Below are 25,457 nucleotides of genomic sequence, written 5' to 3' on the forward strand. Positions count from 1 at the left end.
CGGCTCGCCGCGTAGCGTCACGAACATCTCGTCTAAATGCCAGGTGTTGGCTGGCTTGCGCCGCGCCGCCTTGGCGCACTTAGCGAATCCAGCGCCGAACTTGTCGCACCAGCAACGGATGGTTTCGTATGTGACCACGACGCCACGCTCGAGCAACAACTCTTCGATGTCGCGCAGGCTCAGGCTGAACCGGAAGTACCAGCGAACGGCGCAGCTGATGACGATAGCGGGGAAGCGATGGCCGTGATAAAGCGATTTCGTCTTCTTCATCGCTTCATTCTACTGCCACACCTCCAGCAACCTGACAGTGCCCATTGCGCTTCAACCTCGCGAAGTCGATTTGGACGCGTGGCTGGACCAAATCGTTGTCGTGCATGAATCCCGTGCGGAGAGCCATCAGATCGAACTGCGCGTCGAGGTCGATACCGCCGCGACACAACCCGTTTTCGATCCGGCGCAGATGGCGCGCGCGCTCGACAATCTCATCGTCAACGCGCTGTCGCACGCGCCTTCGGGCGGCTACGTCAAGGTCGCCGCAAGGCACACGCAGCCGGACGGCGGCGAGCGCCTTCGCTTCGAAGTCAGAGACAACGGCCAGGGCGTGAAGGCGAGTGAAAGAAAAGGCATCTTCGAGCCGTTTGTCACCGGCCGCCCGGATGGCTCGGGCCTTGGCCTTGCTGTCGTGCGCGAGATCGCCGACGCGCACGGCGGCCAGGCGTTCCTTGCCGACGATCCGCATACCACATGCTTTGTGATTGACCTGCCATGGCGACCATACTGATCATCGACGACGACGACGCCTTCCGGGAAGGCCTCGCGGAAACCGTGCAGGATCTTGGCCATGACGCGCTGGAGGCGCGTTCCGGCGAAGAGGCATTAGCTTTGCTGCGCGAGCGCGCCACGCCGGATTGCATCTTTCTCGACTTCCGGTTGCCCGGCGCGGACGGTCTCGCCGTCCTGCAGACGCTGCGCGAAGCAGCGCAGTTACGCACCGTTCCCGTCGTGATGCTGACCGCACACGCGACGAGCGACAACACCATCGGCGCCATGCGCCTGGGCGCTTTCGAACATCTGACCAAACCCGTCGGACGCGACGAGATCATCGCCTTGCTCGAACGCATCCTGACCGTCCAGGCCCGTGCGGCCGCCGCGAACACGTTCAGGGACGAGGTGAAAACGCATGAGCCGCGCCTGCTCGGCGTAAGCGAAACCATGCGCGACGTGCAAAAGCGCCTGGGCCGCGCAGCGGGGACCACCGCCACCGTGCTCATCACGGGTGAAACCGGAACCGGCAAGGAAGTCGCGGCTCAAGTGTTGCATCGCGCTTCGGCGCGCGCGAGCGGCCCCTTTGTTGCGGTGAACTGCGCGGCCGTGCCTGCTGATCTGCTGGAAAGCGAGCTATTTGGGCACGCCAGAGGCGCGTTTACGGGTGCCCAGGCTGAGCGGCGCGGACGCATCGAAGAAGCGCACGGCGGCACGCTCTTTCTCGATGAGGTCGGCGACATGCCGCTCACCATGCAGGCCAAACTCCTGCGCGTGCTGCAGGAGCGGCAGATTACTCCGCTTGGGACCAACCGGGTCGTCGATGTGGACGTGCGCTTCGTCGCGGCAACCCATCGTGATCTCGCATCGATGGTGAATGCGGGAGACTTTCGCCAGGATCTGCTGTTTCGCCTCAACGTGATTCCGCTGCACATGCCGCCCCTGCGCGAACGTGTGGCCGATATCCTGCCGCTTGCCGAATACTTTCTCGCGACAACATCTACCGATGCCGCGCGCAAACATCTCTCGGCGGACGCGCAGCGCCTGCTCGCCACGTTCAGCTGGCCAGGCAACGTCCGCGAACTTGCCAACGCGATCGAGCGCGCAGCCGCGCTCGCGCCGGGCCTGGTGCTGACGCGCGAAGACTTCGACTTCCTGAGCGCGGCGATTGGCTGCAAGGATCATCCGATACCTGCCAGCCTCCTTGAGCTTCCCCTCGCGCAAGCCGTGGCCCGGCTGGAACGTGCGCTCATCGCCCATGCGCTTGCTGCGGCGGGAGGCAATCGCGCGGAAGCCGCCCGCAGGCTCGGCATCAGCCGCCAGTCGCTCTACACGCGGATGGCGGCGCTTGGCATGGGAGACTCGTCTGCCTGAGCGCATCGCTGTCACGAAACTGGACACATCCTGTCCGGTTTCTGGACATGCCGCCGCCCGTCCAGAGCCATAAAGGCCCGGAATACTGACCTCGGGGATATGGCATGACCATTGCAGAACACTCCACGTCACGCGAAGGAGTGAATCATGCAATCGACCCGCTATCCGGCGCACGCAGTCGTGCTGCGCCACACAGTCGCAACGTGTCTCGCGAGCCTGCTTCTGGCGAGCGCGGGATGCGCGGCGCAGCCTCAACCTGAAGCAACACCGGTTCCCCCGCCGCCGCCCAGCGCAGCTATTGCACGTCCGCCGGGCGCAGCGCCGCTTGCGCCACTGCCCGGCACCGATCCCGGTCGCCCGGCTGAGCCCGGCATTGCCACCGGCAGCACCGCGCAGGGCACTGTCGCGCGCTTCCTGATCAATCCGGATGGCGACGTCGACGGCTTTCTGACCCGCGAAGGTCTGCTGATCCGGTTTCCACCGCACATGGGCGCCCAGCTTGCCGCGACGGTTCGCAAGGGCGACGCGGTACAGGTGAGTGGCTGGCGAAACTCAGAGGCGAGCCTTGACGCCCAACGCATCACCGATACGAGAAGCGGCGAGCAACTCGTCGATCAACCGCCTGCACCTGATGCGGCTGCGCGCCCAATGCCGCGCGAACTGCGTGGCGCGGGCCTTTCCCCGATGGATGCACAGGGGCAGGTTGCGTATGTGACCAGCGCGCCGCGCGGCGAGCCCGACGGCGTCATCCTCTCGGACGGCACGGTGATCAAGCTCACGCCTCCCATCGCCCAGCAGTACCCCGCACTGGTCAGAACGGGCGCAACAGTCGCAGCCAGAGGTTACGGAACGCGCAACCAGTACGGCGCGGCCTTGCAGGCAACAGCATTCGGCTCGCCTGGCAACCTCTCCCCGCTCTACGACCGTCTTCCACCCGCGCCCTGAGCGCGCCTTCTGACAAATCCCAGCCATTCACCAAGGAGAAACGCAATGCATTGGATCGACCCTGAGAGCCTTCCTGAAATCCGCGGGGAAGTCGTGCGTTTCCTGTTGAACCCGCACGGCGAAATCGACGGCTTTGTGCTCGATTCGCAGCAGATTCACTTTCCTCCCCATCTCGCGAACAAGCTGGCTCGGCACGTGGCAACGGGCGAGGTCGTCCGGGTCCGCGGAGTGAAACCTCGAGGCGCCAACATGCTTGTCGCAGTGTCTATCTTGACCCAAAGCGGCGTGCTGATTCTCGACGAAGGTCCGCACCATGACGGGCAGAGGCCTCCGAAGCCGCACATTGAACGCAAACCCATGGAGGCATCCGGTGGAGTTGTGCTTTCCCTGTTCGGCCCGAAAGGCGAACTGCGCGGCGCCTTGCTCGACGATGGCACGTCGTTGCGCATGCCGCCGCACGCGGCCGCCGAACTGGCCAGCTATCTGGCGCCCGGCGCGCATGTCCAGGCGTGGGGAAGCGGCGTCAGGAACAGACATGGGCGCACGATCGAAGTCGACGAGATCGCTGAACTCGTCGACGCGCCGTCGCCTGCCTGACGCGGTGAGGGCCCCGTGAACCCGCACTATGCGCTTGAAGCGCTGAACTTCTTCATGGCCGATGTGCAGGCTGGCATCGGCCCGTTTCTCGGCGTGTTTTTGCAGGCGCAGGGCTGGCACCCGCAGGCAATTGGTACGGTCATGACGGTGGGCGGCATTGCCAGCATGCTCGCGACATCGCCCGCTGGCGCGCTGATCGACGCGACGCATCACAAACGCGGCGTCATCGTCGTCGCCGGAGTGATGACAACGCTTGCAGCGCTCGCGCTGTGGATATCGCACAGCTACTGGATGGTCGCTGCTTCGCAGATCTTTACCGCCGTGACTGGCGCGGCGCTGGGGCCCGCGGTCGCGGGCGTGACGCTTGGCATCGTCCGTGAAGCAGGCTTCGACCGGCAGTTCGGCCGCAACCAGGTGGCCAACCATGCGGGCAACGTCGTCGGCGCGGCGCTTTCGGGCTGGCTCGGATGGAAATACGGATTCGGTGCGGTGTTCGTGCTCACCGGCGTATTTGGCGTGATGACCATCATCTCGACGCTGCTCATCCGGCGCGATGTGATCGATCATGACAGCGCGCGCGGATCAGGACCGTCGTCGCCGACGGCGCATGAACCTGCAAGCGGGTTTCGCGTGCTGTTGACCTGCCGCCCGTTGCTCTTGCTTGCCTTGTCGCTGGCGATATTCCATCTGGGCAATGCCGCAATGCTCCCGCTTTATGGGCTCGCCGTGGTCTCCGCCCATCAGGGAGACCCGAATGCCGTCACCGCCGCGACGATCGTCATCGCACAACTCGTCATGCTGGTCGCCGCATGCTTCGCGAATCGTCTTATTCAACGCATTGGCTACTGGGGCGTCATCCTGATCACCTTTCTCGCATTGCCCGTGCGCGGAGTCGTTGCGGCAATGTTTATCGCTGCATGGGGCGTGTGGCCGGTTCAGGCGCTTGACGGAATTGGCGCCGGCCTGCAAAGCGTCGCGGTGCCGGCATTGGTCGTGCGACTGCTGCAGGGAACGGGGCGCGTCAATGTCGGCCAGGGTGTCGTCATGACCCTGCAAGGCATGGGTGCTGCCCTCAGCCCCGCACTCGGCGGCATGCTGGCCCAGCATTTTGGCTATGCAACCGCCTTTCTTACCTTGGGCGCCGTATCGACGGGTTCGCTCGCGCTCTGGCTGCTCTGTGGTTCAACGCTGAAAAAAGCCTGCGGCCGTCACTGTGACAACACCAAAAATACGCCTCTGACAACATGAATCCTGTTCTGCTCTCCTGGAGCATTGCCTTCGCCGCGACCGCCGGCGTCATCCTGCGTCCATTCCGCTGGCCTGAAGCGATCTGGGCAGTCGCCGGCGCGCTCGCACTGGTCACGCTCGGACTGCTTCCTGCGAGCCTCGCGTGGCAGGCCGTCAACAAGGGGAGCGACGTCTACCTGTTCCTCATCGGCATGATGCTGCTTTCGGAACTTGGCCGCCGCGAAGGACTGTTCGACTGGATCGCGGTGCTCGCTGTCAACCATGCGAACGGGTCGCCGCGGCGGCTCTTTTTGCTCGTGTACCTGGTGGGCGTCGTGGTGACGACTTTTCTGTCGAACGATGCGGCGGCTGTCGTCCTCACTCCGGCGGTGTTCGCCGCCGCGAAAAAAGCCCAGACAAAACCATTACCGCTGCTGTACGCGTGCGCATTTATCGCCAACGCGGCGAGTTTTGTGCTGCCAATCTCGAATCCCGCCAACCTGGTGCTCTACGCGAATCACACGCCAGCCCTGAGTCTGTGGATCAGCCGGTTTGCGCTGCCTTCTGTGCTGTCGATCGCCGCAACGTTTGTCGCGCTGCGCTGGACACAGCGCGACGACCTCAAGGGAAAGTGTGCGCGCGATCTGCCCATCGAGACACTCAGCACGAATGGCAAGGTGACGCTGGCCGGCATCGATGTGACGGCAGTTACCCTGCTCGTCGTGTCGGCACTCAACCTGCAACTGGGTTTGCCCACGGCGATTCTTGGCATAGCCACCGCCGCCGTTATCCTGATCCGGGAAGGTCAGTCTCCGGCTGGGCTTATCGGCGAAATCTCCTGGAGCGTGCTCCCGCTTGTCGCAGGCCTGTTCGTGATGGTCGAGATGCTCGATCATACGGGTGTCATTGGCAGACTCTCGCATCTGGTTGCGCTGGCAACACGGCAAAACGAGCCGATGACTGCGGCCGTCGCAGGCGTGTCCGTCGCTTTAGGGAGCAACGCGATCAACAACCTGCCTGCCGGACTCATTGCAAGCGCGAGCGCCTTTCAGGCGCGCAGTCCGGAGCGCGTCATTGACGCCCTGCTGATTGGCGTCGATCTGGGTCCCAATCTCTCGATCACCGGCTCGCTCGCCACCATCCTCTGGCTCACCGCAATTCGTCGTGAAGGCGAAGAAGTCAGCTTTCTGCAGTTTCTCAGGATCGGCCTCATGGTCATGTTGCCCGCGCTCGTGCTGGCGCTCGGCGTGCGGCTCCTCTGCGGAGCTTGACCTGGGCGTGTCCCCCTCCTCCCGAAAGGAACGTCGCCATCAGGCTGAGTGGATTCTACGCTCCGGTACCAGCCATCCAGCCATCCAGCCAACTGACATTTCACAAGCACGGCCTGCGCGTGCGAGTTCGCACTCCCTCAATCGCCAGCCGAAGGATTGCCTCGACGCAAGCCAGGGTGCCGGGGAGACGGTTGAGAATTAGAGTCGAACGCGCTACCGCCAGTCCGTCCATCTCGACTGCGATGTTCTGCAGGAGTTCCCTCGCGGTGAGTCGGCCCGCAACAGCAATCGCGATCGCGAGGAAGATATAAGACGCGCTCAATTCGCCGTTGTGCCACTTGAATTCCGGAGCGGCCCACACAAGAATGACTGTCGCCAACGCGATGACGCCCAGAACGAACTTCTGCGAGCGCGTGATGGCAGCTTCGACCGGGAGCGACGTAAGGACTTCATATTTGTCATGACGCAGGCGGAACACAAAGTAGCCGACAGCTGCGACGATGGCGATGACAAATACAGCCAGACGTACAGAGGCACCACTGAAGAGAGGAACGCCGGCGATACCTTGTGCGACGGGAAGCACAATCGGATTATGGATTCACCAACCTTGGTGTGACGTTGTGTTCGGTATTACAGTGGCACGGCCACATTTTTAGACATTTCGAGGTAACCTGAATCCCATTAACGGCGAAATATAGATTGCCGCTGCGTTTTCAATAAAACATAGGTATTGACAGTCATGCAAAAAAATCCTCGGCGCGGCACTTACCGGCGCGGCTTTCATTTTGGGCGGCTGCGCATATATTCCTCGGCCGGGCCACGTCGGGAACCCAGCCGTACCGCCACCTGCGAAGCCGGTAGATCTGAGCAAATATATGGGCCGTTGGTATGAACAGTTCCGCTATGAAGCGTCATTCGAAAAGGATATGGACGAGGTCACTGCCGAGTACTCACTCAACGAGGATGGTACGGTGAAGGTGGTCAATCGCGGCCGAGTAGAGGATGACCCCAGCGCGTTCAGACAATCGGTCGGCAAGGCGAAAGTCGTTGATCGGGCAACAAATGCGGAACTGAAAGTATCTTTCTTCGGACTATTCTATGGAGACTACCGGATTCTCGATCACGGCGACGACTATGAATGGTCGATCGTCGGAGAGCCGTCGGGGCGGTACCTATGGGTGCTCACGCGCGCAGCGCACTCCTCGCCTGACATGCTTGATCGCCTGCAGGCGCGCGTAAGAGCACTCGGATACGACTGGGCGCTTGTTCGGGTTACGAGACATTGATGCAAGGCAGCTGCTGATGTGAGGCGGTAGCTGCAGCATCGCGTCGAATTTCGGTAGAGCCTGGGTTAAACGAATCCGTAAGATGCCGTCGCCGGCGGTAATTACCGCCCCTGAAATCCACTTTTTTCAAGCGTCTCAGTCACGATCCGCATCAGTTCTTGTGCTGGATATGGTTTGTCCAGCACAGCAACGAACAATTCCGGGTGTTGCCGCGCGGACGCTCCTTGTGCAGCGCTGGAAAGGATGACAGGAACGTGCATGACAGCGTGGTCTGCCTTGATCGCGCGCGCAAGCTCCAGACCCGTCATCAATGGCATCATGTAGTCCGTGATGACGAGGTCCGGAACAATACGTACGATAAGCTCAAGCGCTTCGGCTCCATTGCGGGCGCTATGGACGACGTATCCCGCGTCCTCCAGAAAAAAGGACAGGAAATCCGTGATCAAGGTCTCGTCGTCAACTACTACTATGGTCGCCATTGCGGCTCACTCCCGTTACCTGCCGTCAGCAGACGGCACGCAGCCCTTCCAGCGACATTTTAATTTTCGGGGGTGCCTGATGTAGCGATGCCACGATCCCCGAGCGTTCCGTGAATGGCATCCGGGATGATGAGCTTCGTGATTGTCGGCGCGAATGCACTGTCCCTGATCTTGATAACTTTCATGCCAGGATAGAGCGCGTCACCCGCTTCCTCAAGCTGCATGCCAATGACATTGTCGAACAGGCTCAGCATTTCTGGCGGCGCCGAATTCAGTGCCGTCGCGGTCAGCTCCCTCGTTTCCCATGTACACACCGTCGTAACGTCCAGAACACGTAACTGGTTCGTCAATGCAGCAAGAAATTCGGTGAAGCGAGGACGCTCAACACTCGCCCTTTCGAAACCCGCAAGCCCATCTATGACGAGCCTGCGCATTCCGCGTGCCCGAACTGCATCAAGCAACTGGTATGCCAGTTTGTCGATGACGTTCTCGGTCAACGGGTTCCACAAAACAGCCACCGCACCTGAGGCGATAAGCGTCTCCAGTTCTATCCCCAGAGCCTTTGCCTTACTGGCAAGACGCGCAGGGCTCTCGTAGAAGCCAAAGTGCAGCGCTGGTGTTTCAGGCGTCGCCAACCGTAGAAAATTGAGACCAAAACTGGTCTTGCCACTTCCACCCGGACCCACCACGGCCGTAGCGGAGTTTGCGGGCAGGCCGCCGTGTACTCGCAGGTCAAGCTCGCCGACACCACTGGAGACCCGGTCCTGCGGAGCACGGTCCTGACCAACAGGTCGACCATACAGGGATTCGAGCCGCGGATAGACCGTGACCCCCTGATTGGAAATCTCATAGTGATGGAGACCTCCAAGCGAGGCACTTCCGCGCGATTTGGTTATCCGCAGCCGTCGTACGGTACGCGAGCCGAACAATTCCTCCTCTAGTTGAACCACACCATCGACCATCGTGTGCTCGGGGCTTGATTCGTCGATGCGCGCGCTGGTCAGAAATAGGACCGTGCAGCCACTGAAAGACGCATGCCCCTGCAGTTCCGCGACAAAGGCCTTCACATCGAGTGAGCTATGCGTGCTTTCGCGCGCGTTGAGCAGGCCATCCAGTATGAGCATCGAGGCACCTTGGCGCGCCATCTCCTTGCGGAGCAGCTCAACCAGCGCGCTCAGACCGTCGACGCGAAGCGTTCGGAACAGACTCAGATACGTTATTTCCTTACCAACGAGCTCAGCATCGTAGAAGTCAAGTATCGCGAGTGATTGAAAGAGGCGATCGTGGGATTCTGCGAGGAGCGTGATGTAGAGAATTTTGCTTCCCGCACGAGCCTGCGCGAAGGCAATCTGGTTTGCCAGGATCGTCTTGCCGGCACCCGGTCGCCCCTGAAGGATATACGCGGAACCAGCAATCAACCCGCCGCCCAGAATTGGGTCAAGTCCGGGCACATCGCTCTTCAGGCGAGTCAGGTTATGGTGCATCGCGTTTAGGTTCCGACGTTGGTGGTTGCCGAAGGGACGGCAGAAAGGGGCAGCAAGTGCCACAGTTTCAGGGAGAACAGAGAACGGGAATCATCCACGTGCAACTGTATCCAGGCACGATTATGCGCCAAACACGCTATCCATCGCCACCGATGGGTCCAGGCGCACTTCGGCGATGTACGCCACAGCCAGCGACTCATCATGAAGGCCCACCGCTGCCGTCGCCAATCGACGCGCCGTACATGAACTGGTTCGAAGCCACCAGATGGCACACGGCTTTGCGGCGGAACAATAGAAGCGGACGGCAATGCCTTGAGGTCGCAATCCATCAGGACGTGCGCACCTGCGCTGCGACGAGGCCGCGTCATCTCTGGATCACAATTCGCAACCAGGCTTTCCAGATCGCCCACCCTCTTCGCGATGCGCAGCCCGACGTCCGAAAGTGACATCTTCGGCGGACCCAATAACGGATTTCTATTCCCGGTTTTGCAGGCAACGTGGCTGTTGAAATGCCTCCCAGCAACCGGGCAGACCAATTGCCGCCAGAATGCTTCTAGCTTCGGCGAAGCCGCTTCCAGGATGGCGCTCAAAGACCCGGTTGAATTCTTCGACGAGTGGTCGGGTACGCTCCGGGACAGGTGCGTCGTGCCCCAGCAACAAGGCGGTTTGTCCAAATTTAACCGGTCCGGCCTTTATCAGCGCGCGCAGCGCGGCATTCGCGCTACCGCGCCCGAACAACTCCATTCCGTATGTACGGATCATGGCGCGTACGATCGATTCCGCAGCGGGCGTAAACGGCGGCATTGTTTTGATCAGGCGCAGATGCGGTGAGCGCACATCAGACGCGGTGAATCGTTCGATACCGTCGATGTCGGCTTCGAGACGTTTCACGGGCAGATCAACGCTAAAGAGCATAAGCCGTATGCGTTCATAAAGCGCATCGTTGTCGGGAAAGGTGACTGCAGTGTCTGTCATTCTATTTTCCTCGAAGCGGAGTTCAGATGGTTCCGCAGGAACAGCGATCCAGAAGTGGCGACCGTCGAATCCGCAGGTATTCGTCTCGCGTCCATCCAGAAATCGCTGACGGAATCCAGATCTGTCGAACATGTCGGCCCGGAACGACTGAGCATAACCGGATCTGTGCTTCGGGAGATGCCCGCGCCTGTTTCCCCTCATCCGCCAACAGGCGTGGCAAACTAGCGCGGTGCCCAAGTTTCGCTATCAGATTCTGTTGTACATGATGTTCCCTATCGCATCGCGTGCCTGCGCCCCGCGTTACCGCTGTGGCTCGTGTCGATCCGGAGGCCGTCCGGCAAGCTCTGGCAGCCTCGCCCCCGCACTTCACGGCGAGGACGCCTGCGAGGCGTGCGGTCGCGTAGCCATTCAGCCAGCGCGTCCCGGATCCTCAATTTCCTTCGCACGACCACCCGGCGCGAGAGACATTGCCGGATCCGGGCCAACGGCGTTTCCGGTAGTATTCCTGCCGCGGGGCGCGTCGCACGGTTGAAGTGCGTCAAGGAACGTTTTGCCTTTTCCGGTCAGGTAGGCGCGCCGTGCACCTTCGCCGCAATGCTCCAGCATCACCAGTTGGCGCTCGAGAAGCGCGTCGAGTTCGGCGCGGTTCATGTCGAGTTGGTCCGGCGCCTGGCGAACCAGCATCAGGGTCGCGAATTCGTGTGGACTGAGCATTTACTTCTCCGAGGAAACAGGAGCCCGCGTGCAGTTGCCCCTGCAAAAAATGAAAAGTAGTGCAAGCTATACGCGGGCTGGACAACCGTGTGATGCGGTCCGTTCAACCGCGGAACTGTGCGGGCGAACCCCTGTCGCTTAAGCTGTCCGCATTGATGGTGCGTATCGCGATCTCGACTGTCGCCCGGTGCGCCTTGTCCACGCTTGCCCAGTGCTGGGCATAGGACAGGAGGTTCGAGTCTGTCACCGACTGCTCCGCGCGCCGGATGCGGACGATGGCTACGGCCAAGTTCCGGCCAGCGGGAGGCAGCGCAGTGCCAAACCGGGAAGACGCATGTCTCGATCATGCAGCCCTTCCAGCTATGGCAGCGTTCGTTGTGCATAGATACCTCTGCGTGGCGGGTCACGCGGCGCGGGCCGAGCAGACCACGCCGCATGACCGGACCTGCCTCTGCGCGTTCCTCTAGCCGACCCTCACTTCAATGCGGCGCGGTTTTGCCGCGTCACGACGGGGAATGGTGAGCTTGAGCACACCATCGTTCAGTTGTGCGTCGATGCGCGACACGTCGAAATCGGGGCTGAGTGTGAACGCGCGCCAGAAGTGCGGATGGCGCACTTCCCCATGTTGCAGGCGCAGTCCTGGTGGGGTCGAAATTACCGCTTCCGCCTCGATACTCAGGCTGCCGTCCTGCACGCGCACGTCGAGCTTTTCGCGCGGCACCCCTGGCAGATCCGCGTAGAGCGTGATGCCGTGGGTATCCTCGAAGATATCGACTGCAGGCGCAACCCGGGTAAGCTGCTTCGCATGTCGTGCACCTTCGCGCGAAGCAAGGTCGGTGTGAGGCTCCCGGGTAGTGAGTTCAGTGCTGTCGTTCATGATGTCCTCCGTGCTTTCTCGTGCTTCTTTCTATCGCGTCACTGAACGGCGATGGCTCGCGGCTTCGACGCTTCGGACCGTCCGACGCTCACCGTCAGACAACCGTTCACATAGCGCGCACTGACCTTGTCGGGATCCGCGTGCGGCGGCAGTTCGATCACGCGCCGGAACGCTCCCATGAAGCGTTCGCGAGCGTACACGCGCGTTTCGTCGCCACTTCCCGTCGCGGGAGGCCTGCGTTCGCCGCTGATCGTGAGCAGCCCCTTGTCTATCGAGACGTCGATCGACGCCGGATCGAGTCCTGGCGCGAACGTGACGATCTCTACGCTGTCGTCGGTACTGCCAACGTTGACGGGAGGAAAGGTTTCGCTGCGCGTAGCGCGCAGGCTTGCGGGAAAGCCCGCGACGGCGCTAGCTATCTGCCGTTGCAGGCGGTCGAATTCGCCCAGCAGATCGGTAGTGAAGAAAAGATCGCTCATGACTGGCTCCTTGAAACCGGGGCCTCTCACGAAGAACGAACTGATCCACGCGCTCCAGTCCGTCTGCCGTGGGGACACCGGCTGACAAACAAATCGAAACACGCAGCGCTTGATCGCGACTGCCTGAGCGATGCCTAAAATAGCGCATATGATGGAAATTTCAAGAGGCCCTGCAACAACACAACCGGGAGGCATCATGGACCTTTTCGACACGCTTCAGGCGCAGATCGACACCGTGCGTCTGCCGCTGTTCGCTGTCACCGTCACGGCGGCAGCACAGGTGAATACGCCGCTCATCGCAATGCTCCACTGGCACGCATTCAAGCGTGCGACACCGTTGGTACTGCCCGGCATAGAGATCCCGCCCCGCCCGGTTCCAGCGTCAGCCGTTCAGCTCCATGCGCCATGGCACAATTTTGAGAGTGTGGATTCTTTGCTGCTGGATGCAGCGTGGCAATCTGGTGCATGGGATGTCGAGCGCACGGAACGGCGCGGGTGCAACGTGATCGGTGCCGGCGCTGCGGAGGCGCTCGCCTGTCGTCTGGCATTTGGCGACTACGGGGTGGACAGCGCGCATGACCCACAGCTCCTCGATGACGAAACCGATCGCGGCGAGCTGATTCAACTCGCCGCGCGCAAAGGCTACGTGCGCTGGCTGTTCCGGCCGGTAAAGGGCGGCCTGTGGCGCACGCTCGAAGCCCCGGACGACACGCTTGACGCCGATGGCGGACGCCAGCCACCCTGCCCCGTGCTGCCTGAGCCGCGTCGCCCTGATGGGCGTGGCCGCACGGTTTATCGCCTCGGCGCTGTCCATCGCATCTTGCTGACTCACTGAAACAATTTGTTACAAATAGCCGTTTTGACACCCCTTGAAGGACGTGACCGCCGCCTCTATTTCGCTATCCGCCAGACACACTGGCTCGGCTGCTCCGAGGCGTCCCCACACGCTTCGGTAACAGCAGCCGGATTCCCTTATTGGTAATCTTTAATCGCTCAGGAGATGAGAATGCAGATTCGTCCCCTCTACGACCGGGTTATCGTCAAGCGAATCGAGACGCAGCGGACGACGGCCTCGGGCATCGTGATTCCCGATTCGGCGGCAGAAAAGCCCGAACAGGGTGAAATTGTCGCGGTCGGCAGCGGCCGGCTGCTGCAGGATGGCACGCTGCGCCCGCTCCAGCTCGAAGTCGGCGACCGGGTGCTCTTCGGAAAGTACGCAGGCCAGACCGTCAAGGTCGATGGCGAGGAACTGCTCGTCATGCGCGAGGAAGACGTCATGGGCGTCCTCGAGGCCGACGCGGGCACCACCCGCAAGGCCGCCTGAAATCCCGACGCGGTCGCGAACACCGGGACGGTCGTTCGCGACGCGTTGAGTCAACGACTTTACCCGGAGCAATAACATGACTGCAAAAGACGTCAAATTCCACGACAGCGCACGCACACGCATCGTCAAGGGCGTGAACGTCCTCGCCGACGCGGTCAAGGTCACACTCGGACCGAAAGGCCGCAATGTCCTGCTCGAACGCAGCTTCGGCGCGCCGACCATCACGAAGGATGGCGTGTCGGTGGCGAAGGAAATCGAGCTGAAAGACCGCTTCGAGAACATGGGCGCGCAGATCGTCAAGCAGGTCGCCTCGAAGACCGCCGATATCGCCGGGGACGGCACAACGACGGCCACCGTGCTGGCGCAGGCCATCGTGCAGGAAGGCATGAAGCACGTCGCCGCGGGCATGAACCCGATGGATCTTAAGCGCGGCATCGACAAGGCGGTAGCCGCCGTGCTCGACGAGTTGCGCAAGCTGTCGAAGCCAATTTCCACTAACAGGGAGATCGCGCAGGTCGGTTCGATTTCAGCGAATTCCGACGAGGCAATCGGCGCGATCATCGCCGACGCCATGGAAAGGGTAGGCAAGGAAGGCGTCATCACGGTCGAGGACGGCAAGTCGCTCGAAAACGAACTCGACGTGGTCGAGGGCATGCAGTTTGATCGCGGCTACGTGAGCCCCTACTTCATCAACGATCCGGACAAGCAGGCGGCCTATCTCGATGATGCGTTGATCCTGCTGCACGACAAGAAAATCTCGAATTTCCGTGACCTGCTGCCGGTGCTCGAGGCGACGTCCAAGGCCGGCAAGCCGCTGCTGATCGTCGCGGAAGATATCGACGGTGAGGCGCTGGCCACACTCGTGGTCAACGCAATGCGCGGCATCCTCAAAGTCGCCGCCGTCAAGGCGCCAGGCTTTGGTGACCGACGCAAGGCTATGCTCGAAGACATTGCCATCCTCACGGGCGCGACCGTCATATCCGAGGAAACTGGCAAGCAACTGCAGAAGACAACGCTGGAGGATCTCGGGCGTGCGAAGCGCATCGAGGTACGGAAGGACGACACGATCATCATCGACGGCGCGGGCGACGAGCAGCGCATCGATGCACGCGTGAAGTCGATCCGTGCGCAGATCGAGGAAACGACGAGTGACTACGATCGCGAGAAGCTCCAGGAGCGTGTCGCGAAGCTCGCCGGTGGTGTTGCCGTCATCAAGGTCGGCGCGGCCACCGAGGTCGAGATGAAGGAGAAGAAAGATCGGGTAGACGACGCGCTGCACGCCACACGCGCGGCAGTCGAGGAAGGGATCGTGCCCGGTGGTGGCGTTGCGCTTCTGCGCGCGCGCTCGGCCGTGACCGGCCTGAAAGGCGCCAACAGTGACCAGGACGCGGGCGTCCAGATTGTGCTGCGTGCGCTCGAAGCGCCGTTGCGCGTGATCGTCGCCAACGCTGGGGACGAGCCTTCCGTGGTCATCGCGAAGGTTCTCGAAGGCAAGGGAAACTTCGGCTACAACGCAGGAACCGGCGAGTACGGCGACCTCGTCGAAACGGGGGTGGTCGACCCCACCAAGGTAACGCGCACTGCGCTACAAAATGCTGCATCAATTGCCGGGCTGATCCTCACGACGGATGCGACGGTCGCCGAGGCGGCGAAGGACGAGAAGCCGGCGCAGGCCCCCGCACCGGAGTTTGACTACTGAGGAGCGTTTCCGCATGCGCCGGCCAACGGTCGCGGCCGGTGCAATCCGTTCGGCGCCGCACATTGTCTCCGTCCTGCGGCGCCGCTTTTTGCCTGGGTCCGAAATGAAACTCGAACTTTACATTGACTCCAAGCGGCTCGACATCGAAATCGACGACGTCGTGGCGGGACTGCTGGCCGCCCGCCTGAGCCTTCCCGCCGGCTCAGACAATCACGATGCCCTCGCGCATTATCTCAGCGAGAAAGGCGCCCCATGGACGCTCGACGAGGAGCATATGCGCCGGCGCATCCTGCGCAGGCTCATCCTGGATATCGCCGACCCGGCACTGGTAATTCGCCATCTCATGGCTGATGGCTAACACGGTCTGCCGTGATCGGCAAAGTCCCGCACGCCCAGTCAAATAATTTTTCTGAAGTACCTTGCGTCGCGATGTCCGACAGCCCTCATTTTCGTGCCCGCATGCCCGCCAGATTGCCTGTCGGCATGCTTGGCCTGGACTATCTCAAATTTCTGCAACTCTCGGTTGATGACGAACTATGTCGCAAGGGATCGTTCGTCGATGCCGCGCTGCAGGACGCGATGGCCGCCATACGCAAAGGCTCAATGCGTACGGAGCAGCCCGCGATGAAGGTCTTCTTTGATGGCTGCCAGTTCTGGCTCGCCAGTCACTTTCACCGCCATGAGGCGGCCCGCCGCCTGGACGCATTCCATCAGGAATTCTGGTGTGATATTCAACCGGGCCAGAAGGCCCACGCTGTGCGACATGCGTCGGAACGCCCGACCTGATGCGCGTCGGCATTGATACCCGCGCGCGCCACACGCGCTGACTGCCGTCCATGTCCTGCCCGAACTGGCGTGTGCCATTTATGCCTGGGGATGGCCGATTCTACCGTCCTGCCCCAATCAATCAGGCCGTTCGGCAGCATGAGCCTGGCACAAGGCTGTGGGTCGGACGGCGGACAGGGACGACTGCTACGTCGCGCGCAGCGTGGCTTGATGCGAGGCGCTTTTCCACCGGGCTGACCACACCGGCTACGAAACGGCCGAGCTAACCGATCTCGATCTCCACCTGACGGCCCGAGGACCTCACCGGTTCGCTTTTTGGCACCGTCAACGTGAGTATGCCGTTGTCATACCTGGCGAGCGCGCGTTCTGGATCTGCATATTCCGGCATGGGAACCGTGCGCTCAAACCGTCCGTGGGAACGTTCCAGCCGGTAGCACCCGTTTTCTTCGTCGCGTATATCCTGCTTTTTTTCTCCTCGAATTATTATCACACCATCCACAACGCTCACTTTTACGTCGCTCCGATCAATACCGGGTAGTTCTACCGTGACGCGCAGGACTGGTCCCTCATCAACCACGTCGATACGTGGCTGGAAACGCGCCGAGCTAAAATCTCCGAACCATCGGTCAAGCACTCCGCGAGCCAATGTCGGATCAAGAAGAAAGTCTTCGACTGCGCGCCACTGCTCGCGCGAGAGCAGCCTCATAAGGTCGGGCAATGAGTTGCGCTGGCCGCTCTCCCCTGCGTTGGTGTTGTCTGGTGACTGTGCGCCAGGCTTACGCCCTGACACGCGAAAGAACTTGAAGGGGTTCCACCTCTTCGGATCGGGATTCATCGTCTTTCTCCTCTCGGTCCTCAAGGAACATACGTTCGCGATGGTTAACATAGTCCAGGAAGACGAAATTTCAAGAGCACAAGAACGGAAGGCCCGCTGCCCAATAGCAGGACAGGCGCGGGTGACATGGCCAACGATCTGCGTTCGATTATCCGGGGGGCGGAATCGCCGGGGGCAGCCCAGTGCGGTCATCCTTGATGGCCGTACGTTGCAGTCGACGTGCGAGAGCGGTCCACGCGCAGTCTCTACGGGTACAAGCGTAAAAAAGGCAGCAAGGTGAACATGGCGGTGAACACATTGGGGTAACTGCTTGCTGTGCGTGTGACGCGTTTCCGACCTACGAGGGCAGCGGCGTCAAACGCGACATCCCCGAAGCCGAGACGCCACTCATTCTGCGTACGCTGAAGACCGCGGCGGCGACCGGTAAAACAAAGGTTGATGACGTGTCGAGCGGTGCCGACGCCGTGGTGGCGGTCGCCTGTCCCGTGCCACACCATAGAGACCTGCTCGCCTGGACGCTGACCCGCGCGCGGTCGCAACTCGGGCCGTACGGCGAGCGCGCCGCGACGATCCTGTCCGGTTTTCTTATCTTCATCGTCTTGCTGGCGTTCGTGCTCGCCCTCGCACTCAGGCGCTGGAAGCGTAATCTGACTTGTCTCGAAACGGCCCTCGCGGAAGACGGCGAGTTCGAGCAGGGCAAGCGGATCACGCGGCTCGGTGAACGCGATCTGGACCAGATCGTTGAGGCGCTCAACCGATATGTCGATCCCGCCGAGCGCTTTAGCGCCCTCGGGAAGATGGCCGCGCAGATTGCGCATGAGATTCGAAATCCCGCTGGCGCCATGCGCCTCAAAGCCGAGAATGCGCTCGCGGGTGACGACGCGCGACGTGAAGCTGCTTTGAAGACCATCATCGAGCAGGGGGGAAGTATCGAATCCCAGGTGACGAGTCTGCTCGCCCTGACGCAACCCGTTACGCTTCAGCTTCGCGAGGTCGATTGAACTACTGGCTGGGCAATTTGAAAGTCCCCCACGAGCCCCATGCGCAAAATCGCCAGATCGACCTGAACGTCGAGGTCGCAGGGCTACGGCCCGTATTCGACACGACCCAGATGGCGCGCGCGCTCGACAATCTCATCGTGAACGCGCTGCGGCACGCCCCCCCTGGCGGCTACGTCAAAGTCACAGGACGACACACTAGATCGGACGGCGGCGAGCGTCTGCGCTTCGAAGTGAGCGACAACGGTCCGGGGGTGAGGGCCCGACGGAAATATCGTCGGCAGCCCCGGAGCGAACACGGCTTACCTTGGCACACCGCGCATCTTCATGGCCTCGCTCGAACTCGACTATTGACGCGCGCGCAGAGGCGTAGCGTCGATCCCGCCATAAGAGTCTCTGCGGGTGGCCCGGTTATTGCATGGCTCGTATTGGCGTTAGCTCATGCTATCGGCGTATATCGGGCAGCGCGCCGCTTACGCTCGCCTATTCGAGACCCCAGTGCGCGCGAACGCCATCTTTCGCGACGCCTCGCTGCCGTATCGACAGTTCGACGGAGGATGCCTCATGTCCACTCACGCCGATCCATTCACACGCATGCTCGACAGCGAGCAAGGACGGCTGCTGCTCTCGAAAGCCGTTCGGCGCAAATTGCGGCGCGGCCAGATGCTCAGCATGCCGTCGCAGTTCGACAATCAGATTTTCATCGTGCGTAGCGGCCGCATCCGGGTTCACCTAATGAACGAGCAGCGCGAACTGACACTAGCGTTTCTCGAACCCGGCGACGTCTATTCGACACACACTCCCGCATGGGTTACCGCGAGCGAGAGTTCCGAAGTGCTGCTGATCAGCGCGCGCGCATTCTCCGAACTGTTGGCCCAGATGCCGGCGGCCACCGGCACGGTGGTCCGCTCGCTCGGCATGTTGCTCGGACGCATGATCGAACTGGTCGAAACGCTGGTGTTTCGAGACGCTCACGCGCGACTCGCGCACTTCCTCGTTTCGACGGCACGCAGTCACGGCCAGCGCAGCGCGAACGGCTGGACCTTGCGACTCCATCTGTCGATCACCGAAATCGCGTTGCTGCTCGGGTCGACACGTCAGACCGTCTCGGCGACCCTGAATCATATGCATCGCGAAGGCGTCATCATGCGACACGGGCCGCGCCAGTTCTTCATCGCCGACCTGGCGCGGCTGGAGGCGTGGAACGGCGAGCGCCGCACCGGCTGCGAAGCGCCTCGGCCGAAACAAAGCACGCAAGATGTCGGCCAGCCGACGGACGACGTCGAAATGCCTGGCTAGACTGATGACACGACCAATCATCAGGAGTCCGTCTTGTCTACTTCATCCGCTTCCGCCGACCGCTATCGAACCTTCAAGGGCATCGACTTCGACGGACAGACCCGTCGCATGATGGAACGTATCGAACAACACACGCTATCCAGCGACGACCCATTCTGGGCGTACTTTCATGGGCGCCGCCGCGCGACGAACGGGCCGCGCCACGACGATCTGCTGTTGCTGGCGAGCTTCGTCAACCAGATCCGCGAGCTCTTCGAATCGCACAACGACGAGGAGGGGCTGCTCTGGCTCGATCAGATCGAAAACGAATGTTTCTGATGACTAACAAGCAGCGGCACGCCGTGCCGCTGCTGCGCCAGCTTATTGCGCGGCGACCGCCACCATGACCGAATAGGCCTTGAAAACGGCAGTCGCCTCCATACCAACCATCAGCGCCAGTGCATCGACTGCGTCGTTGGTGACGCTGGCAGTCAGGATCGTGCCACCGGGCAACGTCAGGCCGATCAGCGACGAAACCGCACCCCGCTCCACGCGGGAGATGGTTCCCGAGAACTGGTTACGCGCCGACAAGGCGTAGCCGGCGAAATCGAGCACGAGCACCACCGCCGACGACTTGATCAACACGAGCGCTTCGTTTCCCGCCGATAGTTTCAGACGCTCCGCCGCTGCGGTCGTCATGGTTGCCGCCACCTGATGGCCGCCCGGGACGGCGACCAGGACCTGGGTCGTCACCGGCCCCGGCGTCACGGCGTCGACGATGCCGGAAAGCACATTACGTGCGGTCGTTTTCATTGCGATTCTCCTGAGAAGGCCAGCCACGGCTGGCAACGAACGGGTAGAGACGCCCAGGATTTCATCCATCCACGGGCATATGGAGCAGGTCGCGGACGTGCCGCTCACGCACGTTGAGCGACGACGCCCGACGCTCCGGCATCAGCTCGCGCGCCTCGCCGTTTCGCACGTCCACTTCCCTCACCACGCGTCCGTGCTCGATAACGAATGCGACGTCGGCCAGCGCAAGCACGTCGTCGAGGTCGTGCGTGATCATCACAACCGGAATCTTCCAACGCGCGAACACGCGCGCGAGCTGCTTGCGCAGTGCGTCGCGCAACATCGGGTTCAGCGCGGCAAACGGCTCGTCGAGCAGCAACAGATCCGGCTGGCACGCAAGCGCACGCGCCATCGCCACGCGTTGCTGCTGCCCGCCCGACAGGGTGGCCGGACGGCTGTCCGCCAGCGCCGTCAGCCCGAACGTATCGAGCAATTCGCCGATCAGCGCGACCTGCTCGCGCGCGAGCCTGCGGCGGCGCCAGTTCGTCAGCCCGAACGCCACGTTGTCCCGCACGCTCAGATGTGGAAACAACGCGTAGTGCTGGAACAGGTAGCCGATCCCGCGCCGCTGCGGCGCCAGATCGATACCCCGCGCCGAATCGAACAGGACGCGCCCGTCGACGCGCACATGACCGCGTTGCAGCGAAAGCAACCCCGCGATCGCCTGCAAGGTCAACGACTTGCCGCCACCCGACGGCCCGTACAGCGCGATCACTGACGCGTCGGACACGAAGCGCGTGGCGAGCACGAAGTGCCGCGCCCCATCCGACACGGTCGCGCCGAGATCGACATCGATCATGTCGTTGCGGTCCTACGAGTGCGCGAAGCCATAGCGTTTCAGTATCTCCTGCGCCTGCGGGCTCAACAGATAGGCGATGAACGTTTTCGCCAGCGCGGGTTCGCGACTCGCGCTGACCGCGACGACCGGATAGGTCACGGGGGCGTGGCCGCCGACGGCCTGGACAATCGCAACCTTGTCGGACATCAGCAGCGCGTCCGTGCGATACACGAAGCCAGCCTCGGCCTCACCCCTCGCCACGTAATCGAGCACCTGCCGCACGCTGTCGGCCTGCACGAATTTTGGCGCGAGCGCATCCCAGAGCGCGGCCTTTTCGAGCGCCTGTTGCGTGTAGCCCCCCACTGGCACAGTCGATGTCTTGCCGATGGCGATGCGCTGCACCGCCGGATTCGCCAGATCCGCCATGCTTTTCACCGGCGAGCTTTGGACAGCGGGCACGATCAGCACCAGCGTGTTCGCCGCGAAGTCGCGGCGCGTGGCGGCGTCGAACAGCCCGGCGTCGACGCCGCGCGTGACGGTCTGCTCGTCGGCGCTTACAAATACGTCGACGGGTGCGCCCTGCCGGATCTGTTGCAGCAGCACGCCGGAGGCCGCGAAATTGAAGCGCACGGTGATGTCTGGATGCGTCGCCTCGAACTTCGCGCCCACTTCCTTGAACGCATCGGTCAGACTGGCGGCGGCGGAAACGGTGAGTTGCTGCGCCATCGCAAGGGACGGCAGTGCAACAAGCAGAACCAAGGCGGCGAATAGAACAGACAGGAAACGTTTCAAGGCATGCTCCACGAAATCAGCGAAGAGAAAGAAAGCGCCCGGACAACACGAGCATCGCAATGGACAACACGGAAGTGACGAGCACCAGCAGTAATGCGGCTTCGTCGCGGCCATCCTGCATGGCGTCGTAGATGGCCATCGAGAGCGTCTGTGTCTGATGCGGGATGTCACCGGCCACCATGAGCGTCGCGCCGAACTCACCCATCGCGCGCGCAAACGCGAGTAGCGTGCCCGCGAGAATGCCGGGCCAGGCGAGTGGCAGCGTCACGCGCACGAACACCGACCAGGGCGATTGGCGCAGTGTCAGCGCCGCGGCCTCAAGCGAACGGTCCACACCCGCGAACGCGGCATTGGCCGACTTCAACACCAGCGGCAGCGCGACCAGCGCCGACGCGAGCACCGCGCCGTGCCAGTTGAAGACGATCTTGTAGCCGGTCTGCCGGTACAGCCATCCGCCCACGATGCTGCGCCGGCCGGCCGCCACGAGCAGGCCATAGCCGATCACGGTCGGCGGCAGGACGAGCGGCAACATGAAAACCGCTTCGAGTGCGGTGCTGCCCGGAAAGCGCCGGCGCGCAAACAGCCAGCCGAGCGCGATGCCGGCGACGAGCGCGAGCGCCGTGGCGAGGCCCGCCACGCGTAGCGACAGCCATAACGGCGACCAGTCCATCCGATGTAGGGAATCCGACATTCTCGACAATTCACGTTATCAAACGGGCGACCGAACCATCGTTGCAAAATGTGAGCCATGTGCATGTCGATGGCGCACCCTGCCGCGCGGCTGCCGATCACGTGGCGGCTAGACCAGCCGCGCGCGCAAACAACGCGAGAGACGCCCGCGCCTCGACCGGATCGTGCGTCGCGGGCTTGAGCAGGAGCTGGTACGGCCCGAGCCGGTCGCGCAGCGCCTTCGCACGCGCCACACATTGCTCTGGCGTGCCGATGATCGAGTTCGCGAGAATCACCGCTTCGGGCGCGCCCGGCGCGAACATCGGCGGCAGCTTGCCGGACGGGAACTGCACGCCCATCAGACGCGGATAGGCACGCACCGCCGCGACGCCATGCTCGACCGCATGCCGGCTATCCTCGTCGCAATGAAAAAAGCGGGCGATCGCGAACGGGAAGTCGCCGCGTCGCGCACGCTCGGCGGCGACCTGCTCCGCGATCTCGCTGAAATCGGCCGACGGCGTCGCCATCAGGCCATAGCCGTGCTGTTCGGCAAGATGCTGTGAATCGCCGGCCAGGCTCGCAAGCCAGACCGGCACCGGGCGCTGGAGCGGACGCGGATACACCGCGACACCTTCGTAGTGGAAGAAACGCCCGTCGAAGCGCGTTTGCGGCTCGTTCCACAATCGCTGGATCAGCGCGAGCGCCTCGTGCATGCGCTCACGCGCGACATCGGCGGACGCGATCCCCGCATGCCGGTACTGCTCGGGAAACGGACCGCCCCGCGCGACGCCGAATTCGATGCGCCCGCCGCTCAGCAGATCGAGCGACGCGATGTCCTCCGCAACGCGCAGCGGGTCGTTCAGTGCGAGCAGCGATGCGCCCGTGCCGAGACGGATCGTCGACGTACAGGCGGCAATGTGCGAAAGCAGCACCGTCAATGCGCTGCCGATCGCGAACGGACTGTAGTGATGTTCGGCGACCCATGCTGCGTGAAACCCCAGCTCCTCAGCCGCGATCGCGGTTCGTACGGTCTGTCCGAGCGCGTCGCGGGCATCGCCTTCGGGATTCTCGACGTTGAGAAAGACACCATAGCGTTGTAGTAAATCCGACATTTCGGTCTGATCCGTCAAATAGCGTCATGCCCGTGCAAGTTCCGGGCCGGAACACAGCCGTGTGGCGAGCGGTCCTGCAAGACCGGCGTCGAGAACCAGCTGCGCACCGTGTCGTAGGCATAGCGGGTGAGCCGGTCGTGGCGTGCACGCGGGGCGAGCAGATAGACGGAAAGCGGCTCGGCCCAGCCCCAGAAGTCGGCGCGCAGCGCGGTCGGAAAATTGACATCGTCGAACGCGTGCCACAACTGCACCAACCACAACTCGCGCCCATCCTCGTCGAGCAGCAACGGCAAGCCCGCGCCCGCCTGCAAATGGGCATGACGCTGGCTGTAATAGAGCGGTCCGCCGCAAGCCTCGACGACAAAGTCGGCAACCCGCTCCGTCACGCAATCGAAGCAATCCCCAGCGTTGATGAACAGCGGCGTCGTCCTGAGCCGCCGCATGTGCTGCCTGACCAGATCGCGCAAGCCAGCTTCCTCACAGATGGCAAGCAGGCGATGCGGCGGGGATGGTAACGGCGGACACAGCGTCTGCTCGCCACGCGCAGGACGCTCGCGCGAAGACTGGACAACAGGCCAGTGCAATGTCCGGTAGCAGGCGCGCGTGCACGGTGTCCAGCGCGCACGCGGCGGAGCCTCAGAGGTCGGATCCATGAGCGTGTTGGGTTCCTTGTCCGGTTTGTTGGTTATATACAGACGTACATAACGATCCATGTGACAAAGCAAGGACCACGCCTGGACCGCCCGCAGGCTCCTAGCGCTCCGGCCCGAAACAATGACCGTAATCCGAGCACACGCCACAGCTCGGCGCCTTGCAGACGAACAGCCCCTCGCGCTCGCACAACTGCTTATAGAAGAACTTCTTCCATTTCATGTCGTTGACGTTTTTTTCCGCTAGCCGTGGAAACCAGTCGCGAAGCAACGCGGAAAGCTCGCGCCGCGAAGGCAGCCGCAGATCCTGCCAGAGATGGTTGGCACCGAGACACGCACAGGCCAGCGCGTGGGCCACGCAGTTCACTTCCTCGGGCGTTCCGTTGCAAGGGTCGGCATGCTCCTTGAAGAGCGTCACGAGGTCTTCGACTTCGTCGTACCGCGTCCCTGGCGGTGACGCGCCGCTCGATGCGTCCCACGCCAACGGCAATGACGCCTCGGCGCCGGGAAACCAGTGCGCGAGCAGCCAGCGGGTTTCGTCCACGTTCAGTCCGCGGATCGGCAGCGCCCGCATGCCGTCCTCGTCAAAAGCCGACGACAGCACACCGGCGAGCGCAAGCACCGTCGGGTGATCGGCGCTCACCGCATGGTTCATCAAGGACGTGTGGAAATCCATGACCGTCGAGGCCTGCTCAAAGCCGCGCCGCCGCGTGCATATAGCACTTCTTCGGGCAGATCTTCGCGCAAGCGGTACAGCCGATACACAGCTCCCTGTGCGCGATGGTCATGACTTTCTTCTCGTACTCGTCGTCCTCGTCGTCGTCGAGGGCGATGTGGTCGCCGTCCTCGTCGAGCCCCACCAGTTCGAGCACGCCGCGCGGGCATACCCGGAAGCATCGCCCGCAGCCGATGCATTTTTCTTCGTCGAGCGTCGACACGAAAGTCGGCGTCCAGGTCTCGCCGCTCGGCAGCGTCACGCTAAAGAGATCGCTCACGTCCGTCTCCCGCGCGGCTCACGCCGAAGCCGCGGCTGCGGCTTTACGCGCGTCCATCAGCGCGGCGTGCGCGTCGTGACAGCGCTGTGCGACCGTGAGAATCTGCTCCCAGTTCGTCGGCAGTTCCTCGGACAGGTCGTGAAGATCCATCTTCGCCTGCGTCGCCTGCGCGTTGAGCTTTTTCAGGCGCGCCTTGAGTTCGTCGGCATCGGTCATCGT

30 protein-coding genes and 4 pseudogenes are annotated in these 25,457 nt (G+C 62.3%); 16 read left to right on the top strand and 18 right to left on the bottom strand.

Features of this window, described 5'->3' with window-relative positions; genetic code table 11:
- Window positions 1-270 (bottom strand): annotated as a pseudogene (locus BMY06_RS35510) (IS6 family transposase); the annotation flags it as partial.
- 31 nt (window positions 271-301) lie between these two features.
- On the opposite strand from BMY06_RS35510, the pseudogene BMY06_RS35515 reads away from it, so the two are divergent.
- The 6 genes and pseudogenes from BMY06_RS35515 to BMY06_RS35540 form a co-directional block, all read left to right on the top strand.
- Window positions 302-781, top strand: a pseudogene (locus BMY06_RS35515) (sensor histidine kinase); the annotation flags it as partial.
- The gene (locus BMY06_RS35520) at window positions 766-2,136 is read left to right on the top strand and encodes a sigma-54-dependent transcriptional regulator (RefSeq protein ID WP_074987531.1); all 1,371 of its coding nucleotides are present in this window, start codon (window positions 766-768) and stop codon (window positions 2,134-2,136) included. The pseudogene BMY06_RS35515 and the gene BMY06_RS35520, both read left to right, overlap by 16 nt.
- 147 nt (window positions 2,137-2,283) lie before the next feature.
- Window positions 2,284-3,081, top strand: a complete 798-nt coding sequence (locus BMY06_RS35525) for a hypothetical protein (RefSeq protein WP_074987532.1) — start codon at window positions 2,284-2,286, stop codon at window positions 3,079-3,081.
- A 45-nt stretch (window positions 3,082-3,126) separates the two neighbouring features.
- Window positions 3,127-3,678, top strand: a complete 552-nt coding sequence (locus BMY06_RS35530) for a hypothetical protein (protein ID WP_074987533.1) — start codon at window positions 3,127-3,129, stop codon at window positions 3,676-3,678.
- A 15-nt stretch (window positions 3,679-3,693) separates the two neighbouring features.
- Window positions 3,694-4,926 carry an MFS transporter gene (locus BMY06_RS35535; protein ID WP_074987534.1) on the top strand — a complete coding sequence of 411 codons (1,233 nt, stop codon included), beginning with the start codon at window positions 3,694-3,696 and terminating at the stop codon, window positions 4,924-4,926.
- A complete protein-coding gene (locus tag BMY06_RS35540; protein WP_074987535.1) occupies window positions 4,923-6,176 on the top strand; it encodes an arsenic transporter in 1,254 nt (417 codons plus the stop codon). The genes BMY06_RS35535 and BMY06_RS35540 overlap by 4 nt, the downstream gene beginning before the upstream one ends.
- 100 nt (window positions 6,177-6,276) lie before the next feature.
- Here BMY06_RS35540 and BMY06_RS35545 read toward each other — a convergent pair whose 3' ends face one another.
- Window positions 6,277-6,759 (bottom strand): hypothetical protein, encoded by a 483-nt coding sequence (locus BMY06_RS35545; protein WP_074987536.1) that lies wholly within the window; start codon window positions 6,757-6,759, stop codon window positions 6,277-6,279.
- Between the two features lie 202 nt (window positions 6,760-6,961).
- On the opposite strand from BMY06_RS35545, the gene BMY06_RS35550 reads away from it, so the two are divergent.
- Window positions 6,962-7,462, top strand: a complete 501-nt coding sequence (locus tag BMY06_RS35550; protein WP_313903854.1) for a lipocalin family protein — start codon at window positions 6,962-6,964, stop codon at window positions 7,460-7,462.
- 101 nt (window positions 7,463-7,563) lie between these two features.
- Here the strand turns inward: BMY06_RS35550 and BMY06_RS35555 are convergent, their stop codons facing one another.
- From BMY06_RS35555 to BMY06_RS35585, 6 genes are all read right to left on the bottom strand, one after another.
- Window positions 7,564-7,941 (bottom strand): response regulator, encoded by a 378-nt coding sequence (locus BMY06_RS35555; protein ID WP_074987538.1) that lies wholly within the window; start codon window positions 7,939-7,941, stop codon window positions 7,564-7,566.
- Window positions 7,942-8,000: 59 nt separating this feature from the next.
- Window positions 8,001-9,425, bottom strand: coding sequence for an RAD55 family ATPase (locus tag BMY06_RS35560; protein WP_074987539.1), 1,425 nt, complete (start codon window positions 9,423-9,425; stop codon window positions 8,001-8,003).
- Between the two features lie 474 nt (window positions 9,426-9,899).
- Window positions 9,900-10,400: a hypothetical protein gene (locus BMY06_RS35565; protein ID WP_074987540.1), complete on the bottom strand. Its 501-nt coding sequence runs from the start codon at window positions 10,398-10,400 to the stop codon at window positions 9,900-9,902.
- A 408-nt stretch (window positions 10,401-10,808) separates the two neighbouring features.
- Complete coding sequence (locus tag BMY06_RS40375) at window positions 10,809-11,114, bottom strand: hypothetical protein (protein ID WP_237182019.1); 306 nt, start codon at window positions 11,112-11,114, stop codon at window positions 10,809-10,811.
- Window positions 11,115-11,577: 463 nt separating this feature from the next.
- A complete protein-coding gene (locus tag BMY06_RS35580) occupies window positions 11,578-11,991 on the bottom strand; it encodes an Hsp20/alpha crystallin family protein (RefSeq protein ID WP_074987541.1) in 414 nt (137 codons plus the stop codon).
- Window positions 11,992-12,029: 38 nt separating this feature from the next.
- Complete coding sequence (locus tag BMY06_RS35585; protein WP_074987542.1) at window positions 12,030-12,470, bottom strand: Hsp20/alpha crystallin family protein; 441 nt, start codon at window positions 12,468-12,470, stop codon at window positions 12,030-12,032.
- Window positions 12,471-12,666: 196 nt separating this feature from the next.
- Between BMY06_RS35585 and BMY06_RS35590 the strand changes: the two genes are divergently transcribed.
- The 5 genes from BMY06_RS35590 (at window position 12,667) to BMY06_RS35610 (ending at window position 16,279) form a co-directional block, all read left to right on the top strand.
- Entirely contained in the window at window positions 12,667-13,305 is a 639-nt protein-coding gene (locus BMY06_RS35590) for a diguanylate cyclase (RefSeq protein ID WP_074987543.1), read from the top strand.
- A gap of 171 nt (window positions 13,306-13,476) precedes the next feature.
- On the top strand, window positions 13,477-13,794 hold the full coding sequence (locus BMY06_RS35595; protein ID WP_074987544.1) for a co-chaperone GroES: 318 nt from the start codon (window positions 13,477-13,479) through the stop codon (window positions 13,792-13,794).
- 76 nt (window positions 13,795-13,870) lie between these two features.
- The gene (gene groL / locus BMY06_RS35600) at window positions 13,871-15,493 is read left to right on the top strand and encodes a chaperonin GroEL (RefSeq protein WP_074987545.1); all 1,623 of its coding nucleotides are present in this window, start codon (window positions 13,871-13,873) and stop codon (window positions 15,491-15,493) included.
- Window positions 15,494-15,596: 103 nt separating this feature from the next.
- Window positions 15,597-15,851 carry a hypothetical protein gene (locus BMY06_RS35605; RefSeq protein WP_074987600.1) on the top strand — a complete coding sequence of 85 codons (255 nt, stop codon included), beginning with the start codon at window positions 15,597-15,599 and terminating at the stop codon, window positions 15,849-15,851.
- An 11-nt stretch (window positions 15,852-15,862) separates the two neighbouring features.
- The gene (locus BMY06_RS35610) at window positions 15,863-16,279 is read left to right on the top strand and encodes a hypothetical protein (protein WP_124263281.1); all 417 of its coding nucleotides are present in this window, start codon (window positions 15,863-15,865) and stop codon (window positions 16,277-16,279) included.
- A 262-nt stretch (window positions 16,280-16,541) separates the two neighbouring features.
- Here the strand turns inward: BMY06_RS35610 and BMY06_RS35615 are convergent, their stop codons facing one another.
- Window positions 16,542-17,114 carry an Hsp20/alpha crystallin family protein gene (locus BMY06_RS35615; RefSeq protein ID WP_074987601.1) on the bottom strand — a complete coding sequence of 191 codons (573 nt, stop codon included), beginning with the start codon at window positions 17,112-17,114 and terminating at the stop codon, window positions 16,542-16,544.
- Window positions 17,115-17,240: 126 nt separating this feature from the next.
- Here BMY06_RS35615 and BMY06_RS35620 point away from each other — a divergent pair.
- The 4 genes and pseudogenes from BMY06_RS35620 to cowN all read left to right on the top strand — a co-directional run.
- Window positions 17,241-17,417: pseudogene (locus BMY06_RS35620) on the top strand (IS5/IS1182 family transposase); the annotation flags it as partial.
- A gap of 23 nt (window positions 17,418-17,440) precedes the next feature.
- Window positions 17,441-18,390: pseudogene (locus BMY06_RS40380) on the top strand (ATP-binding protein); the annotation flags it as partial.
- Between the two features lie 286 nt (window positions 18,391-18,676).
- On the top strand, window positions 18,677-19,411 hold the full coding sequence (locus BMY06_RS35630) for a Crp/Fnr family transcriptional regulator (protein ID WP_161495521.1): 735 nt from the start codon (window positions 18,677-18,679) through the stop codon (window positions 19,409-19,411).
- Window positions 19,412-19,444: 33 nt separating this feature from the next.
- Window positions 19,445-19,729 (top strand): N(2)-fixation sustaining protein CowN, encoded by a 285-nt coding sequence (gene cowN, locus BMY06_RS35635; RefSeq protein WP_074987549.1) that lies wholly within the window; start codon window positions 19,445-19,447, stop codon window positions 19,727-19,729.
- 42 nt (window positions 19,730-19,771) lie between these two features.
- Here cowN and BMY06_RS35640 read toward each other — a convergent pair whose 3' ends face one another.
- The 9 genes from BMY06_RS35640 to BMY06_RS35680 all read right to left on the bottom strand — a co-directional run bounded on the left by BMY06_RS35640 (window position 19,772) and on the right by BMY06_RS35680 (window position 25,454).
- Window positions 19,772-20,203 carry a TOBE domain-containing protein gene (locus BMY06_RS35640; protein ID WP_074987550.1) on the bottom strand — a complete coding sequence of 144 codons (432 nt, stop codon included), beginning with the start codon at window positions 20,201-20,203 and terminating at the stop codon, window positions 19,772-19,774.
- A gap of 61 nt (window positions 20,204-20,264) precedes the next feature.
- Window positions 20,265-21,041: an ABC transporter ATP-binding protein gene (locus BMY06_RS35645; RefSeq protein ID WP_074987551.1), complete on the bottom strand. Its 777-nt coding sequence runs from the start codon at window positions 21,039-21,041 to the stop codon at window positions 20,265-20,267.
- 12 nt (window positions 21,042-21,053) lie between these two features.
- Window positions 21,054-21,746, bottom strand: coding sequence for a molybdate ABC transporter substrate-binding protein (gene modA, locus BMY06_RS35650; protein ID WP_244144460.1), 693 nt, complete (start codon window positions 21,744-21,746; stop codon window positions 21,054-21,056).
- Between the two features lie 82 nt (window positions 21,747-21,828).
- Entirely contained in the window at window positions 21,829-22,503 is a 675-nt protein-coding gene (gene modB, locus BMY06_RS35655; protein WP_074987553.1) for a molybdate ABC transporter permease subunit, read from the bottom strand.
- A 97-nt stretch (window positions 22,504-22,600) separates the two neighbouring features.
- Entirely contained in the window at window positions 22,601-23,593 is a 993-nt protein-coding gene (locus BMY06_RS35660; protein WP_074987602.1) for an LLM class flavin-dependent oxidoreductase, read from the bottom strand.
- A gap of 14 nt (window positions 23,594-23,607) precedes the next feature.
- Entirely contained in the window at window positions 23,608-24,060 is a 453-nt protein-coding gene (locus tag BMY06_RS35665; protein WP_313903853.1) for a globin family protein, read from the bottom strand.
- 286 nt (window positions 24,061-24,346) lie between these two features.
- Window positions 24,347-24,919, bottom strand: a complete 573-nt coding sequence (locus BMY06_RS35670) for a nitrogen fixation protein NifQ (protein WP_074987554.1) — start codon at window positions 24,917-24,919, stop codon at window positions 24,347-24,349.
- 16 nt (window positions 24,920-24,935) lie between these two features.
- Window positions 24,936-25,238, bottom strand: coding sequence for a ferredoxin III, nif-specific (gene fdxB, locus BMY06_RS35675; RefSeq protein ID WP_074987555.1), 303 nt, complete (start codon window positions 25,236-25,238; stop codon window positions 24,936-24,938).
- Window positions 25,239-25,256: 18 nt separating this feature from the next.
- Complete coding sequence (locus BMY06_RS35680) at window positions 25,257-25,454, bottom strand: CCE_0567 family metalloprotein (RefSeq protein WP_074987556.1); 198 nt, start codon at window positions 25,452-25,454, stop codon at window positions 25,257-25,259.
- Window positions 25,455-25,457 lie beyond the last annotated feature (3 nt).

Origin of the sequence: Paraburkholderia tropica, assembly GCF_900109265.1 — a bacterium.
GTDB lineage: Bacteria > Pseudomonadota > Gammaproteobacteria > Burkholderiales > Burkholderiaceae > Paraburkholderia > Paraburkholderia tropica.

What these genes read in the sequence shown, in the direction of transcription:
- BMY06_RS35585 (WP_074987542.1), bottom strand. Translation starts at nt 12,470, where the DNA reads ATGAGCGATCTTTTCTTCACTACCGATCTGCTGGGCGAATTCGACCGC.
- modB (WP_074987553.1), bottom strand. Translation starts at nt 22,503, where the DNA reads ATGTCGGATTCCCTACATCGGATGGACTGGTCGCCGTTATGGCTGTCG.
- BMY06_RS35540 (WP_074987535.1), top strand. Translation starts at nt 4,923, where the DNA reads ATGAATCCTGTTCTGCTCTCCTGGAGCATTGCCTTCGCCGCGACCGCC.
- BMY06_RS35615 (WP_074987601.1), bottom strand. Translation starts at nt 17,114, where the DNA reads ATGAATCCCGATCCGAAGAGGTGGAACCCCTTCAAGTTCTTTCGCGTG.
- BMY06_RS35605 (WP_074987600.1), top strand. Translation starts at nt 15,597, where the DNA reads ATGAAACTCGAACTTTACATTGACTCCAAGCGGCTCGACATCGAAATC.
- BMY06_RS35680 (WP_074987556.1), bottom strand. Translation starts at nt 25,454, where the DNA reads ATGACCGATGCCGACGAACTCAAGGCGCGCCTGAAAAAGCTCAACGCG.
- BMY06_RS35595 (WP_074987544.1), top strand. Translation starts at nt 13,477, where the DNA reads ATGCAGATTCGTCCCCTCTACGACCGGGTTATCGTCAAGCGAATCGAG.
- groL (WP_074987545.1), top strand. Translation starts at nt 13,871, where the DNA reads ATGACTGCAAAAGACGTCAAATTCCACGACAGCGCACGCACACGCATC.
- BMY06_RS35560 (WP_074987539.1), bottom strand. Translation starts at nt 9,425, where the DNA reads ATGCACCATAACCTGACTCGCCTGAAGAGCGATGTGCCCGGACTTGAC.
- modA (WP_244144460.1), bottom strand. Translation starts at nt 21,746, where the DNA reads ATGGCGCAGCAACTCACCGTTTCCGCCGCCGCCAGTCTGACCGATGCG.
- BMY06_RS35590 (WP_074987543.1), top strand. Translation starts at nt 12,667, where the DNA reads ATGGACCTTTTCGACACGCTTCAGGCGCAGATCGACACCGTGCGTCTG.
- BMY06_RS35645 (WP_074987551.1), bottom strand. Translation starts at nt 21,041, where the DNA reads ATGATCGATGTCGATCTCGGCGCGACCGTGTCGGATGGGGCGCGGCAC.
- BMY06_RS35630 (WP_161495521.1), top strand. Translation starts at nt 18,677, where the DNA reads ATGTCCACTCACGCCGATCCATTCACACGCATGCTCGACAGCGAGCAA.
- BMY06_RS35555 (WP_074987538.1), bottom strand. Translation starts at nt 7,941, where the DNA reads ATGGCGACCATAGTAGTAGTTGACGACGAGACCTTGATCACGGATTTC.
- BMY06_RS40375 (WP_237182019.1), bottom strand. Translation starts at nt 11,114, where the DNA reads ATGCTCAGTCCACACGAATTCGCGACCCTGATGCTGGTTCGCCAGGCG.
- BMY06_RS35660 (WP_074987602.1), bottom strand. Translation starts at nt 23,593, where the DNA reads ATGTCGGATTTACTACAACGCTATGGTGTCTTTCTCAACGTCGAGAAT.
- BMY06_RS35580 (WP_074987541.1), bottom strand. Translation starts at nt 11,991, where the DNA reads ATGAACGACAGCACTGAACTCACTACCCGGGAGCCTCACACCGACCTT.
- BMY06_RS35640 (WP_074987550.1), bottom strand. Translation starts at nt 20,203, where the DNA reads ATGAAAACGACCGCACGTAATGTGCTTTCCGGCATCGTCGACGCCGTG.
- BMY06_RS35525 (WP_074987532.1), top strand. Translation starts at nt 2,284, where the DNA reads ATGCAATCGACCCGCTATCCGGCGCACGCAGTCGTGCTGCGCCACACA.
- BMY06_RS35520 (WP_074987531.1), top strand. Translation starts at nt 766, where the DNA reads ATGGCGACCATACTGATCATCGACGACGACGACGCCTTCCGGGAAGGC.
- BMY06_RS35670 (WP_074987554.1), bottom strand. Translation starts at nt 24,919, where the DNA reads ATGGATTTCCACACGTCCTTGATGAACCATGCGGTGAGCGCCGATCAC.
- BMY06_RS35530 (WP_074987533.1), top strand. Translation starts at nt 3,127, where the DNA reads ATGCATTGGATCGACCCTGAGAGCCTTCCTGAAATCCGCGGGGAAGTC.
- BMY06_RS35565 (WP_074987540.1), bottom strand. Translation starts at nt 10,400, where the DNA reads ATGACAGACACTGCAGTCACCTTTCCCGACAACGATGCGCTTTATGAA.